The organism is Streptomyces triticirhizae (assembly GCF_003696235.1).
Taxonomy (GTDB): domain Bacteria; phylum Actinomycetota; class Actinomycetes; order Streptomycetales; family Streptomycetaceae; genus Streptomyces; species Streptomyces triticirhizae.
The window spans coordinates 1-13469 of the sequence record NZ_RFFJ01000170.1; the positions used below are offsets into that span (position 1 = coordinate 1).

The window sequence follows — 13469 nt, forward strand, 5'->3', positions numbered from 1 at the left end:
GGCGCGCTGCGCGTGCTGGCGCCGGGCTGGCGGGCGGCGTTCGACGCGGCCGTCCGGCGGCTGGCCGCCGCCGGCGCCCGGGTCGAGACGGTCGACCTCGGCCCGTTCCTGCGGGCGGCCGAGCTGCTCTACGGGGGCGCGTTCGCGGCCGAACGGTACGCCGCCGTCGGCGCGTTCCTCGACGACCCGGCCACCGGCGGGGCGCCGGGCGTCGACCCCACGGTGCGGTCGATCATCACGGCGGCCGGGCGGCTGTCGGCCCACGCCTACGCCGCCGACCTGGCCAGGCTGGCCGAGCTGCGACACCAGGCGATGGCCCAACTCGACGGCCGCGACGTGCTGTTGCTGCCCACCACGCCCGAGCATCCGACGCTGGCCGAGGTGGCGGCCGACTCCCTAGGGGTGAACAGCCGGCTGGGCACATTCACCAACTTCGTGAACCTGCTGGACCTTTCGGCCGTGGCGGTGCCGGCGGGAGAGGTGGACGGGGGGCCGTTCGGGGTGACGGTGATCGCCCGTGGCTTCGCCGACCGGGTGGCCGCCGATGTGGCCGCCGCGCTCACCGGCGAGGAACTGCCCGCCGGTCGCCCGACGTTGGGCCCGCCGGGGCTGCCGCTCGTGGTCTTCGGCGCGCATCTGTCGGGGCAGCCGCTCAACGGCCAACTCACCGCCGCCGGCGCCCGGTTGCTGGGCGAGGTGGGCACGGCGCCGGAGTACCGGATGGTGGCGCTGCCGGGCACCCCGGCGCGGCCCGGGGTGTTGCGGGTGGCGGCGGACGAGTCGGGTCACGCGCTCGACGGCGAGCTGTGGTCGCTGCCGCCCGCCGCGCTGGGGCGGCTGTTGGCCGGGCTGCCGGCGCCGCTGGCCCTGGGACGGGTGCGGCTGGCGGACGGCCGGGAGGTCACCGGCTTCCTCTGTGAGGCCGCCGCCGCTGCCGGCGCCCCCGACATCTCCCAGCACGGCGGCTGGCGGGCCTACCGGGCGGCCTCGGCGGGCTGAGTGAGCCGGCCGGGAGGCCGACGACATCCGAAAACTTTTCGGCCTCCCGCGCCCCAACATCCGGCGGAGATCCGGCCGTTGCACGCCCCTTGACCCACCCTGGGAGCGTCAATAGCCTTCCGGAACCATTCCGATAATTATCGGTTCCCCCATCACCGCGCGGAGCTGAACATGACGAGCCGGCGTGCCTTTCTGAGCATTCTTCCGCTCACCGTCGCTGCCACCGCCGTCCCCACCGTCCCGGCCAACGCCGCCGCCCCCGCCCGCCCGACCGAACGACGCGATTCCCGAGAAACGTTCATCACCGAGACCTGGCGGCCCGGCAGTCTGCCGCTCGTGGCCGACGGGCGTGCCGCCCCCCTGCTCGTCAGCGACGACGACTTCCCCGGCGTCGTGCGGGTGGTCGGCGACCTCAGGGCCGACATCGAACGGGTCACCGGCCGCGCCCCCGAGATCCTGCGGGAGGTCGCCGGGCGGCTCGACGCGGCCGTCATCGTCGGCACCATCGGCCGAAGTCCCCTGATCGACCGCCTTGTCGCCGCCGGCAAGCTGGACGTCCAGGGCATCGCCGGAGAGTGGGAGACCAGCCGCCAGCAGGTCGTCCACGACCCGCTGCCCGGCGTGCGGCGCGCGCTGGTGATCGCGGGGAGCGACCAGCGCGGGACCATCTTCGGCGCCTACGAGGTGTCCCGGCAGGCCGGGGTCTCCCCCTGGTACTGGTGGGACGACGTGCCGACCCCGCACCACGAGACCCTCTACGCGCTGCCCGGCAAGCACACCCAGGGCACCCCGGCCGTCCGGTACCGGGGCCTTTTCATCAACGACGAGAACCCGGCGCTGGGCACCTGGGCGCCCGCGTTCTTCGGGCCCGGGCACGCCCCCGGCTTCCCGAACGGCTTCAACAGCGCCTTCTACGCCCGGGTCTTCGAGGTCATGCTGCGGCTGAAGGCCAACTACCTGTGGCCGGCGGTCTGGGGGCGCGCGTTCGCCGAGGACGACCCGGCCAACCACGCGACGGCGACCGAGTACGGGATCGTGATGGGCACCTCGCACGAGGGCCCGATGATGCGCGGCATCGAGGAGTGGAACCGGCACGCGACCCCGGCCGAGCGGGACGAGAACGGCGAGATCGTCACCCCGGGCAGCGACCCCTATGGCGGCACCGGCGAGTGGAGCTTCCGCCGCAACGGCGAGGCGATCAGGGAGTACTGGGCCGACGGCATCCGCCGGATGGTGGACGAGGGCTTCGAGGGCGTGGTCACCCTCGGGATGCGGGGCAACGGGGACGTCAGCCTGCCGGACGGCGACGGCATCGAGCTGATGGAGAGCATCATCGCCAGCCAGCGGGAGATCCTGGACGAACTGACCGACGATGCGTTGACGAGCATCCCGCAGGTTCAGACGCTCTACAAGGAGGTCCAGCACTACTGGGACGAGGGGCTGCGCCCGCCGGACGACGTCACCGTCATCTTCTGCGACGACAACTGGGGCAACCTCCGCAAGGTACCCGATCCCCAACTCCCCCCGCGCGAGGGCGGATACGGCCTCTACTACCACTTCGACTACGTGGGCGTGGGCCGCAACTACAAGTGGGTTGACACCATCAACCTGGCCTCCACCTGGGAGCAGTTGCACCTGACGTACGCGTACGGCATCGACCGGCTGTGGGTGGTCAACGTGGGGGACCTCAAGGCGGAGGAGATGCCGCTCCAGTTCTTCCTCGACTACGCCTGGGACCCGGAGCGTTGGGACATCGAGGCGCTCGGCGAGTGGGAACGCCGTTACGCCCGGCAGAACTTCGGGCCCGAGCACGCCGAGGCGATCGCCGAGGTGCTGCACGCCTACGGGGTCCTCCAGGCGCGCCGCAAGCCGGAGTTGCTCAACCGGCGGATCACGGTCGACCCGGACAAGGACCTGGCGACCGACCCCACGGCCGTGGTCTACGACGACCAGGCGACGCCGTTCAGCCTCACCGACTACCGCGAGCTGGAGCGGGTGACGGCCGAGTGGGAGGAACTGGACGCCCGGGTACAGCGGATCGGCGAGTCGCTCCAGGCGGGCTACCAGGATGCCTACTACCAGCTGGTGCAGTACCAGGTGGAGGCGACGGCGAACCTCTATGCCCTGCGGGCCGCCGAGTTCACCAGCCTGCACTATGCCCGCCAGGGGCGGCTGGCCACCAACGAGCTGGCGGACGCGACGGACGCCAGGTTCGCCGACGACCAGGCCATGTCCGACTACTACAACAACGAGCTGGCGGACGGAAAGTGGGCCGGCTTCCAGACCCAGCCGAAGATCGGCTACGGCGACGTGGAGCGCTACGGACCCGACGCGCCCTGGCAGCAGCCGCAGACGCCCGACCATGTGGCACTGCCCGACGAGGTGTTCCCGCCGGTCCGCCGGATCGAGCCCGCCTCCGGCGCCGAGCTGGGCGTGGCGATCGACGGCTCCGAGCTGTGGTGGCCCGAGGCCGAACAGCCGGCGGTGCTGCCGACGTTCAGCCCCTACCAGAGCCAACCCCGCCAGTACATCGAGGTGTTCAACCGGGGCACCGAACCGTTCGAGTACACCGTGGCGCCGGCCGAGTCCTGGCTGACCGTCACCGAGCCGTCAGGAACGGTCCATGACCAGGTGCGGGTCGAGCTGAGCGTGGACTTCGACCGGGCGCCCGAGGGCCGGCACACGGTGCCGGTGGTCGTCTCCGGCGCGGGCCGCGAGGTGGAGGTGCTCGCCGAGGTGGACAACCCGGGCATCCCGCTCCGCCGGCTGGCCGGCTTCGTCGAGGCCAACGGCTATGTGTCGATCGAGGCCGCGCACTACCGGCGGGCGGTCAACACGGCCGGCGTCTCCTGGCGGACGCTGCCCGACCTCGGCCGCACCGGCGCCGGGGTGGCCCCGTTCCCGGTGACCGCGCCCCGCCAGACGCCCGGCGGGCGCGGCCCCCGGCTGGAGTACGAGCTGACGCTCTTCACCACGGGACCGGTGCGGGTGTACGCCTATCTGTCGCCGCGCAACAACGTGCTGCCGACCGACGGGCTGACCTGTGCCGTCTCGCTGGACGACGAGGCCCCGCAGTCGGTGAACATCACCGCCGTCACCGGCTCGGACGACCAGAACATGAACCCGCAGTGGGCCCGCAACACCTCCGACAATGCCACGGTGATCAGCACCGAGCACACCGTGGCCGAGGCCGGGCGGCACCTGCTGAAGTTCTGGATGGTCGACCCGACGGTGGTGCTCCAGAAGCTGGTGGTGGACACCGGCGGGCTGCGGCCGAGCTACCTGGGACCGCCCGAGAGCCTGCGCGCCAGGGGCTGAGCGCGCGGGCCGGAGGGGCGATCGGCGGCTGACCCCGATCGCCCCTCCGCCGCGTTCGGGCAGCGCGGTGCCATCATGGCGGGCATGGGACGGGTCACCGAACGCCGCCGGGTCATCCGCGTCAGGGACGGCGCCATCTCCACGCGCTCCGACACCCTGGTCGGCGAGGAGCCGCTGGAGATCAGAGTCAACGGCCGCCGGCTGGCCGTGACGATGCGCACCCCGGGCGACGACTTCGCGCTGGCCAGCGGCTTCCTGGTGAGCGAGGGCGTGCTGGCCGAGCCGGACGAGCTGGCGCGGATCGCCTACTGCGCCGGCTCGACGGGGCCGGACGACGCCAACACCTACAACGTGGTGGACGTGCGGCTGGCCGAGGGCGTGCCGGGGCCCGATGTCTCGCTGGACCGGCGGGTGTTCACCAACTCGTCCTGTGGGCTGTGTGGTCGGGTCTCCCTGGACACGGTGCGCACCACCGCCCGCTGGGAGCTGCCGTTGCCGACCGGGCCCCGGATCGACGCGGCGGTGCTGGCCGAGCTGCCGGAGCGGCTGCGCGCGGCGCAGCGGGTGTTCGCCCGCACCGGCGGGCTGCACGCGGCGGCGCTCTGCTCGACGGACGGCGCGCTGCTGGACGTCCGCGAGGACGTGGGCCGCCACAACGCGGTGGACAAGATCGTCGGCCACGCCCTGACATCCGGGGCGCTGCCGCTGCGCGACACGGTGCTGCTGGTCTCCGGGCGGGCCTCGTTCGAGCTGGTGCAGAAGGCGGTGTTGGCGGGCATCCCCACGCTGGCCGCCGTCTCGGCGCCCTCGGCGCTGGCCGTCGACCTGGCGACGGAGGCGGGCCTGACCCTGGTGGGCTTCCTGCGCGGCTCCTCGATGAACGTCTACAGCGGCGCCGAGCGCCTGAACCTGGGCCGGGACGCGGCGTCGGACCCGGGCGACCGCGCGGCCGAGGCCGGCTGACCGTTCACCGAACGGCACGGGCCCACCACGGCCCCGGCCCCCCGGGGAACAAGGGCGCCCCCGTCCTGGTTCCGCAGGTCAGATCCGTGATTATGTAAGAGGGCCACCAATACGATCGTTCACGATCAGAGAAGGACGAAATCGCACGTGAGTAGCGTCCCCCAAGTCACTCTCAATAACGGCGTCCAGATGCCCCAGCTCGGCTTCGGCGTCTGGCAGGTGCCCGACGACGAGGCCGAGGTCGCCGTGGGGCGGGCCCTGGCCGCCGGCTACCGCAGCATCGACACCGCCGCCATCTACGGCAACGAGGAGGGCACCGGCCGCGCCCTGGCCACCTCCGGGCTGCCGCGCGAGGAGCTGTTCGTCACCACCAAGCTGTGGAACAGCGACCAGGGCTACGACACGGCGCTGGCCGCGTTCGATCGCTCACTCGCCAAGCTGGGCCTGGACTATGTCGACCTCTATCTGATCCACTGGCCCGCCCCGGCCCACGACCTCTACGTGGAGAGCTGGAAGGCGCTGGAGAAGATCCTGGCCGACGGGAAGGCCCGCGCGATCGGCGTCTCCAACTTCAAGCCGAAGCACCTGCGGCGGCTGCTGGACGAGACCCAGATCGTGCCGGCGCTCAACCAGATCGAGCTGCACCCCAACTTCCAGCAGGAGGAGTCCCGCGCCTTCCACCGCGAGCTGGGCATCGTCACCGAGGCCTGGTCGCCGCTGGGTTCGGGCAAGGGGCTGCTGGACGACCCGGCGCTCGCCCGGATCGGCGAGAAGCACGGCCGCACCCCGGCCCAGGTGGTGCTCCGCTGGCACCTCCAGCTGGACAACGTGGTGATCCCCAAGTCCGTGACCCCGTCCCGGATCACGGAGAACTTCGACGTCTTCGGCTTCGAGCTGGACGACGAGGACCTCGCCGCCATCGCCGCCCTGGACACCCCGAACCGGGTCGGCTCCGACCCGGACGAGGCCAACTGGCGCTGAACCGGCCCCCGAACGCCCGAGGCGCCCCGTTCCGGCGGGCCCGCCCCGGGCGTTCGCCGTTCCTCAGCGGGGGGCGGCGCGGCGGGCGAGGGTGACGATCTCGGGGCTCGGTTCGGGCCCCTCGGGGGTGAACGGGCCGCCGTGGAAGTCCCCGTAGCGCTCGGTGACGGCCAGGCCGGCCTCGGCGAGCAGGCGGTCGAGCGTGGGCGCGTCCAGGAAGCGGAGCGTGCTGCGGCTGGTCTGGGGGCGCGGCCAGTCGGGGCTGGTGTAGGTGGTGGTGAAGCTGACCGTCTCCCCCACCACCGGCAGGTCGACCCGGTGGGCCATGGTGACCTCGGAGCCGCGCTCGTCGAGGGTGCGCACCGCGTGCTCGGGGGTCCACAACTCCCAGGCGCGGGCCGCCGGGTTGCGGGTCTCGAAGGCGAAGTACCCCTCGTCGGTGAGGAGTTCACGGACGGCGGCGAGCGCGCCGCGCATCTCGTCGTCGGTGAGGAGCACCTGGAAGGCGTGCCCGGTCATCACCACCAGGTCGAACTCCCGCCGCCCGTCGAGGCAGTCGAGGTCGCCCCGGACCCACTCCACGTCCTCGCGCCGGCGGGCCAGCGCCAACATGCCGGCGGCCGGGTCGAGTCCGACGAGCCGCCCGTCGTGGCCGGCCTCCCTGGCCCGGTGCAGCAGCGTCCCGGTGCCGCAGCCGACGTCCAGCACGGAACGGGCGGCGAGCAGCCGGGGCAGGTAGAAGGCGAAGTCGCCCCGGGCGTCCCAGGGGTGGAACCGGTCGTAGAGCGCTGCGAGTTGGGCGTCGGCGAACTGGTGATCGACCACGGCGCCCAGTATGGGTGGCCGGCCCGCGCGCCGGCCACCGCGTTTCCTCCGCCGCTCGGCAAGGCGTCTCAGCGGGCCCCGTGGCCGGCGGCGATCTCCTCGACGCGGGTGGCCAGTTGGGTGTCCAGCTCGGTGACCCTGCCGCCCACGCTGTGGGTGTTGACCGCGACGCCCAGCTGGTTGTAGGTCACGGTGAGGTTGGCGTGGTGGTCCATCTGCTCCTGGATGGTGGCGATGTGGACCAGCATCGCGACCGCCGCCAGATGGCTGTCCAGGGTGTACTCGCGCACCAGCCGGTCGTCGCCGAACGCCCACCCGGGCAGCCCGCTGAGGACCTCGCCGATCTGCGTCTCGTTCAACGGCTGCGGGGCCATGCGCGTCTCCTTCGCCGGTGGGGTGCCGCTGGCACTGCTGGCACTGCTGGCACTGCTGGGCACCAGACTAGGGGCGGCCGCCGCGCTCCGCGCGGTGTGAGGGCGCGGTCGGGGGCGCGTTCTCCGGGCGGTGCGCCCTGGCCTCGGCCAGCCAGCGGCGCAGCACCCGGTGCACCGCCTCCGCGCCCACCAGCTCGCCCTCGGCCGTGGGCGGGGAGAGCCGCGAGGGGGAGAGCAGGAACGCCTGGCTCTGCTCGCCGCCGAGCCCGCCGTGGCAGCCCAGCTGCTCCTCGAAGGCGTGCACCCGGCCGGTCGCCGGGTCGAAGGCGGAGTTGACCATGAGGTCGGGGCAGTTGGCGAACGCGTCGGTGCGCCGCACCGCGTCGGCGGCGCCCGGCCCGAAGGGCGCGAGCGGGTCGGCGACCAGCACCTTTCCGCTCTCCAGGTGGTGTTCGGCGCCGCCGGCGCCCAGCACCACGGGGCCGTGCCGCTCGTCGCGTACCAGCACGAAGCCGATCCCGGGGTGCTCGGCCAGGGTGCGCAGCAGCGCCGGGTAGCGGCGTTCGACGGCCTCCCTGCCGGCCCGCCCCGGGATGTCCGGGAAGGAGACCAGACCCAGGTTGCCCGAGGCCAGGACCACGGGGGCGCTCGCCGCGTCGGGCTCGGCGCGCCACTCGGGCGCGGGCTCGGCCGGCTGCTCGGGCCGGTGCAGCGCGGCCCTGGCCACGCCCCTGGCCTCGGCCCCGCTCTCCTCGCGGCGCGGCGCGGCCGCCACCGGCCGGCCGCAGCCGATCCGCACCAGCTCCTCCAGCGTGAGCCCGAACGCGCCGGCGAACGTGGGGCCTTCGCTCTGCCCGTGGTCGGAGAGGAGCACCAGGTGGTAGGGGCGCGGGGCGTGGTCGATGGCCTGGAGGACCAGCGCCACGCAGCGGTCGAGGCGGGCCAGCACCTGCCGGGTGTCGCGCCCGCGCGGGCCCGAGTGGTGGGCCACCTCGTCGTAGGCGACCAGGTCGGCGTAGACGGCGCCGCGCCCGTTGAGGATGTCGCCGACCACGGCCGCCGTCACCACGTCGCGCTGCACCACGGTGGCGAACGCCCGGATCAGCGGATAGAGCCCACCCCGGCGTACGCGCGGGCGCACGCCAGCGAGGCGCGCGCGGGTGGACTGGCCGATCTCGCGCACCAGTTCGGCGAGGAACGAGCCGGCGGTGCGCGCCGCGTGCGCCGGGTCGGAGAAGTAGGCGAAGTAACCGGCGCGCGAGCGCTGTCCCGCGCTCCGGCGCGCGGCCACCGAGAGCACCAGCGCGGCCTGGCCCGCGCCCCCGGTGAACAGGTTGCCCCTGCTGGCGCCGTCCTCGGCCAGCAGCCCGGCGGAGCCGACCCGCGCCTGGGCGCGGCGCTGGAGGGTGGCCGCGCTGGAGGGCCGGTTGCTCACCAGCACCTCGCCGGTGTCCTTCTCGTACCAGCGGAACGCGGGCACGTCCTCGTTGCTGCCGTGCAGGATGCCCAGTTGGGAGGCGCCCGTCTGGCTGGACCAGTCGGTGCGCCAGGGCGTGAGCCGGTGGCCGCGCGCGGTCAGCGCCGCCACGGTCGGCATCGCCGGCCGCTCGCCGGCCGTCGCCTCCCGCAGCACGTGGTAGCCGATGCCGTCGAGTTGGAGAAAGACAAGGCCGGCCGAGCGGCTGACCGGCCCCGGCGCTGACCGCCCGAACCGCAGCCCCGCCATCCGTCGCAGCCGGCGCCGGGCCGCGCCCCGGTCGCGCACCGCGAGGAACGCGCCGGTCGCCGACGAGGTGACCGAGGTGACGGCCGCGACCACGACCGCCGTACCCGCGCCGGCCTGCCCGCGCCCCGGCACCGCGCTCAGCGCCAGCAGCAGCAGCGAGCCGTTGAGCAGGAAGACCAACGAGCCCAGCGCCAGCGCCGGCACCAGCAGCAGCGCGCGCACCAGCCACGGCCACACCAGCGCGTTCAACAGGCCGAAGAAGCCGGCGCCCAGCGCGGCGGTCAGCCCGACCCTGGTCAGGCTGTCGCCGTCGGCCGACTGGAGGCGGAAGTCGGGAAGCACCAGCGCGAGCACGATCAGCGTGACGGTGCCCACCGCCCACACCGCGAGCACCCGCAGGATCGCGGCACCCGCGCTCCGCCACCGTCCCACCGCCGCACCACCGTTCCCCTCGTTCTCTCGCTCCGTCTCCGACGCGCGCCCGGGCCCGCCCCTTCGCGGCCCGGCACGTGCCGGCTCGCCCCGGACCGTCCCAGATCATCCCAGCTCGTCCCGGGGCGCCGCCGGCCGGGCCGTTCCGCTGGGCGCCGGCCGGGCCGTTCCGTACCATCCTCGCGGATCGGGGGCGGTCGCCGTCGGCGCGGCTGGCATCCTTGACCTGGGTCGGCCGTGGCCGTGCGCGAAGGAGTTCCCGATGCCCGTGGAGATCACCTGGTGGGGCCATGCCACGGCGACCGTGCGGGACTCCGGCACCACGCTGCTGACCGACCCGGTGCTCACCCGCCGCTGTGCCCATCTGCGCCGCCGCCGTGGCCAGCTGCCGCCGGCGCGGGTCACGGCCGCCGACGCGGTGCTCGTCTCCCATCTGCACAGCGACCATCTGCACCCGCGCTCGCTGGCGCGGCTGCCGGCGGGCACGCCGCTGCTGCTGCCGAGGGGCGCGCTGGGCGCGGTGCCGCTGCTGCGGCCGGTGGCCGGCCGGCTGGAGATCCACGAACTGACGCCGGGCGACCGGCTGTCGGTGGGCGGGGTCACGGTGCGCGCGGTGCCGGCCGCGCACGACGGGCGGTGGCTGCCGTTCGCCAGGACCCGGGTCGATCCGCTGGGCTTCGTGGTGGAGGGCGAGGGCCGGACGTACTTCGCCGGCGACACCGACCTGTTCGGCGGGATGGCCGACGAGGTCGGCCCGGTGGACACGGCGCTGCTGCCGGTCGGCGGCTGGGGCCCGGGGCTCGGGCACGGGCATCTCAACGCGGAGCGCGCCGCCGAGGCGTTGACCAGGCTGCGGCCGCGCTGCGCCGTCCCGGTGCACTACGGCACGTACTGGCCGTGGGGGATGTCGGCGGTGCGCCCGCACGAGTTCCACGCGCCGGGCGACGAGTTCGTCCGGCACGCGGCGCGGCTGGCGCCCGAGGTGGCGGTGCACCGGCTGCGGCACGGTGAGAGCGTGCGGCTGGCGGCGCGCGGATGAGCGCGGCGCCCGCGACGCTGGCCGGCCTGGCGCTGGTGGCCGAGGAGACGGTGCACACGGCGGTCACCACCGTCACCACCGTCAACACGGTGGACACCGAGACCACCCAGCAGGCGATCGGCTATCCCTCGCTGTTCACGCTGGTGCTGCTGGGTTCGCTGGTGCCGGTGGTGCCCACGGGCGCGCTGGTCAGCTCGGCGGCCGTGGTGGCCGTGCACCACAGCGACCCGGTGGCGACCTCGCTGCTGGTGTGGGCGGTGGCGGCCTGCGCCGCGTTCCTCGGCGACGCGGCGCTCTACGGGCTGGGCTCGCGGGGCACCCGCTGGCTGGAGCGGATCAGGGGGCAGGTCGCGCCGGCGACGCTGGCGGCGGCGCAGCGGCGACTGGAGCGCGGGGGAACGACGGTGCTGCTGGTCTCGCGGCTGGTGCCGGCCGGGCGGCTGCCGGTGATGCTCGCCTGTCTGCTGTCGGGGATGCCGGCGCGGACCTATCTGCGGGGCAACCTGCCGGCGACGGTGGCGTGGGCCGGGATCTACGGCCTGCTGGGGGTGGTGGGCGGGGCGCTCTTCCCGCACCCGTGGCAGGGCGTGGTGGCGGCGGTGGCGCTGACCCTGCTGATCGCGGCGGCGCCTCGGCTGCGGAGGTCGGGTTAGCGCGGGCCCGGGCGCTGACACGGGCGTGCACGCCGGCGTGCGGGGGCGCGTGCACGCCGGCGCGCGTTCAGTCCAACACCCGTGCGCCGCCCACCGGGAGGTCCCAGAGGTCCTCGGGCACGCGACCCGCCGCGCGCCAGGCGGCGCGCACCCGCACGAGCGGCTCCAGCGGCGGCTCGGCCGAGAGCGAGAACGTTCCCCAGTGCATCGGCGCCATCCGCTCGGCACCCAGGTCGTCGCAGGCGCGCACCGCCTCCTCCGGGTCGGTGTGCACGGAACGCAGCAGCCAGGGCGGGGCGTAGGCGCCGATCGGCAGCAGCGCCAGGTCGATGCCGGGAAAGCGGGCGCCTATCTCGGCGAACCAGTGGCCGTATCCGGAGTCCCCGGCGAAGTAGACGCGCTGACCGGCGCCGTCGGTGAGCATCCAGCCGCCCCACAGGGTGCGGCAGGTGTCCAGCAGCCCGCGCCGCGACCAGTGGTGGGCGGGGACCAGGTCGAAGCGCAACGGGCCGCCGGGCGCGGGGAGTTCGGCGGTCTCCCACCAGTCGAGTTCGGTGATCTGGTTGAAGCCCCGGCGGCGGAACCACTCGCCGAGCGCGGCCGGCACGAAGACCGGGGTGAGCCGGGGCAGCCGCTTGACGGTGGGGGCGTCCAGGTGGTCGTAGTGGTTGTGGGAGATCACCACGGCGTCGACGGGCGGGAGTTGGGACCAGGGCACGCCGACCGGGGTCAGCCGGGGCGGGGTGCCCAGGATCTTCCGTGACCAGACCGGATCGGTGAGGACCGTCAGCCCGCCGATCCTGATCACCCAGCTGGCGTGGCCCACCCAGCTGACCGCCACCGTTCCCGGGTCGACCTCGGGCACCGGCTCCGGCGCGAACGGGAGTCCGGCCGCCGCGTAGCGCGCCGAGGCGCCGGGGCGCAGCGCCCCCTGGCGCGCGGCGCGCAGCATCGCGCCGAGCCCGGGCAGCGGGTCGGTGAGCCGGTCGGCGAAGCCGCCGGGCCAGGACCGCCGCTGGTAGAGCGGGCGCGGCGCCACCGGGGGCTCGGGCGAAGCGGCGGGCGGCTGGTGGTGGGTGGGTTCCTCGGTCCGGTCGGTCATCTGGCCTCCGAATGCTCCGGCGTCCCAGGGCTCCCCCGGCTCCGGGGCCCCGGTTCTCCCGGTCTCCCCGGCTGCCCCGTTCCAGGGCACCACCGGGCCGGCGGCGGGACCGTTCGGGCGGCGGGGGCGTTGGGCCGATCCAGCGACACCGTCCACCATGCGAAACGTTCTTGCTCGACATACGAGACAGGCGGCAGGGTGGTGCCATGTCGCGAACCACGCCGGACGCCGGCTATCCGCACGGTCACCACGACTCGGTGCTGCGGTCACACCGCTGGCGCACCGCCGAGAACTCGGCGGCCTATCTGCTGCCCCGACTCCGCCCCGGCCTGGCCCTGTTGGACATCGGCTGCGGCCCGGGGACGATCACCGCCGACCTGGCGGAACGGGTCGCGCCCGGGCCGGTGACGGCCATCGACCAGGCCGAGGGCGTCCTGGCCGAGGCCAGGGCCGAGGCGGCGGCGCGCGGGCTGACCGAGATCCGGTTCGGGACGGGCGACGCCCACGCGCTGGACTTCGCGGACGACTCCTTCGACGTGGTCCACGCGCACCAGGTGCTCCAGCACCTGGCCGACCCGGTGCGCGCGCTGCGCGAGATGCGCCGGGTCTGCCGGCCCGGCGGGGTGGTCGCGGTCCGGGACTCCGACTACGGCGCGATGAGCTGGTTCCCCGAGACGCCGGGGCTCGACACGTGGCGGGAGCGCTACCGCCGGGTGGCCACCGCCAGCGGCGGCGAGCCGGACGCCGGGCGGCGGCTGCTGTCCTGGGCGCGGGCGGCCGGCTTCACCGAGATCGCCCCGTCCGCCGCGACCTGGTGCTTCGCCACCGAGGACGAACGGGCGTGGTGGAGCGAGCTGTGGGCGGAACGCACCGTGGCCTCGACCTTCGCGGAACGGGCGCTGGCCGCGCGGCTGGCCACCGAGGCCGAGCTGGCCGCGACGGCCGCCGCGTGGCGCGCCTGGGGCGCGGACCCGGACGGCTGGTTCCGCGTTCCGCACGGGGAGCTGCTCTGCCGCGCCTGAGCCGCCGGGCGGGCGCCGCCCAGGGCGCGCGGCCC

Annotated in this window: 11 protein-coding genes; 7 read left to right on the forward strand and 4 right to left on the reverse strand. The window is 74.5% G+C overall.

The window, feature by feature from the left end; genetic code table 11:
* The 4 genes from EBN88_RS23335 to EBN88_RS23350 all read left to right on the forward strand — a co-directional run.
* A partial coding sequence (locus tag EBN88_RS23335) for an allophanate hydrolase-related protein (RefSeq protein WP_267902588.1) occupies positions 1-999 on the forward strand: 999 nt, incomplete at its 5' end.
* 171 nt (positions 1000-1170) lie between these two features.
* A complete protein-coding gene (locus EBN88_RS23340) occupies positions 1171-4317 on the forward strand; it encodes a glycosyl hydrolase 115 family protein (RefSeq protein ID WP_122399041.1) in 3147 nt (1048 codons plus the stop codon).
* An 84-nt stretch (positions 4318-4401) separates the two neighbouring features.
* A complete protein-coding gene (fdhD, locus tag EBN88_RS23345) occupies positions 4402-5280 on the forward strand; it encodes a formate dehydrogenase accessory sulfurtransferase FdhD (RefSeq protein ID WP_122399050.1) in 879 nt (292 codons plus the stop codon).
* Between the two features lie 147 nt (positions 5281-5427).
* The gene (locus EBN88_RS23350) at positions 5428-6261 is read left to right on the forward strand and encodes an aldo/keto reductase (RefSeq protein ID WP_122399042.1); all 834 of its coding nucleotides are present in this window, start codon (positions 5428-5430) and stop codon (positions 6259-6261) included.
* A gap of 63 nt (positions 6262-6324) precedes the next feature.
* Here the strand turns inward: EBN88_RS23350 and EBN88_RS23355 are convergent, their stop codons facing one another.
* The 3 genes from EBN88_RS23355 to EBN88_RS23365 form a co-directional block, all read right to left on the reverse strand.
* On the reverse strand, positions 6325-7086 hold the full coding sequence (locus EBN88_RS23355; RefSeq protein ID WP_122399043.1) for a class I SAM-dependent DNA methyltransferase: 762 nt from the start codon (positions 7084-7086) through the stop codon (positions 6325-6327).
* A gap of 68 nt (positions 7087-7154) precedes the next feature.
* Positions 7155-7460: a 4a-hydroxytetrahydrobiopterin dehydratase gene (locus EBN88_RS23360; protein WP_122399044.1), complete on the reverse strand. Its 306-nt coding sequence runs from the start codon at positions 7458-7460 to the stop codon at positions 7155-7157.
* 67 nt (positions 7461-7527) lie between these two features.
* A complete protein-coding gene (locus EBN88_RS23365) occupies positions 7528-9618 on the reverse strand; it encodes a phage holin family protein (RefSeq protein ID WP_122399045.1) in 2091 nt (696 codons plus the stop codon).
* Between the two features lie 262 nt (positions 9619-9880).
* On the opposite strand from EBN88_RS23365, the gene EBN88_RS23370 reads away from it, so the two are divergent.
* Positions 9881-10657: an MBL fold metallo-hydrolase gene (locus EBN88_RS23370; protein WP_122399046.1), complete on the forward strand. Its 777-nt coding sequence runs from the start codon at positions 9881-9883 to the stop codon at positions 10655-10657.
* Entirely contained in the window at positions 10654-11310 is a 657-nt protein-coding gene (locus tag EBN88_RS23375) for a DedA family protein (RefSeq protein WP_122399047.1), read from the forward strand. Before EBN88_RS23370 ends, EBN88_RS23375 begins: the two co-directional genes overlap by 4 nt.
* Before the next feature lie 67 nt (positions 11311-11377).
* On the opposite strand, the gene EBN88_RS23380 is transcribed toward EBN88_RS23375, so the two are convergent.
* The gene (locus EBN88_RS23380; protein ID WP_122399048.1) at positions 11378-12412 is read right to left on the reverse strand and encodes an MBL fold metallo-hydrolase; all 1035 of its coding nucleotides are present in this window, start codon (positions 12410-12412) and stop codon (positions 11378-11380) included.
* A gap of 206 nt (positions 12413-12618) precedes the next feature.
* Between EBN88_RS23380 and EBN88_RS23385 the strand changes: the two genes are divergently transcribed.
* Positions 12619-13434 carry a methyltransferase domain-containing protein gene (locus EBN88_RS23385; RefSeq protein WP_122399049.1) on the forward strand — a complete coding sequence of 272 codons (816 nt, stop codon included), beginning with the start codon at positions 12619-12621 and terminating at the stop codon, positions 13432-13434.
* Positions 13435-13469: the final 35 nt, after the last annotated feature.

What these genes read in the sequence shown, in the direction of transcription:
- EBN88_RS23340 (WP_122399041.1), top strand. Translation starts at nt 1,171, where the DNA reads ATGACGAGCCGGCGTGCCTTTCTGAGCATTCTTCCGCTCACCGTCGCT.
- fdhD (WP_122399050.1), top strand. Translation starts at nt 4,402, where the DNA reads ATGGGACGGGTCACCGAACGCCGCCGGGTCATCCGCGTCAGGGACGGC.
- EBN88_RS23360 (WP_122399044.1), bottom strand. Translation starts at nt 7,460, where the DNA reads ATGGCCCCGCAGCCGTTGAACGAGACGCAGATCGGCGAGGTCCTCAGC.
- EBN88_RS23370 (WP_122399046.1), top strand. Translation starts at nt 9,881, where the DNA reads ATGCCCGTGGAGATCACCTGGTGGGGCCATGCCACGGCGACCGTGCGG.
- EBN88_RS23375 (WP_122399047.1), top strand. Translation starts at nt 10,654, where the DNA reads ATGAGCGCGGCGCCCGCGACGCTGGCCGGCCTGGCGCTGGTGGCCGAG.
- EBN88_RS23380 (WP_122399048.1), bottom strand. Translation starts at nt 12,412, where the DNA reads ATGACCGACCGGACCGAGGAACCCACCCACCACCAGCCGCCCGCCGCT.
- EBN88_RS23385 (WP_122399049.1), top strand. Translation starts at nt 12,619, where the DNA reads ATGTCGCGAACCACGCCGGACGCCGGCTATCCGCACGGTCACCACGAC.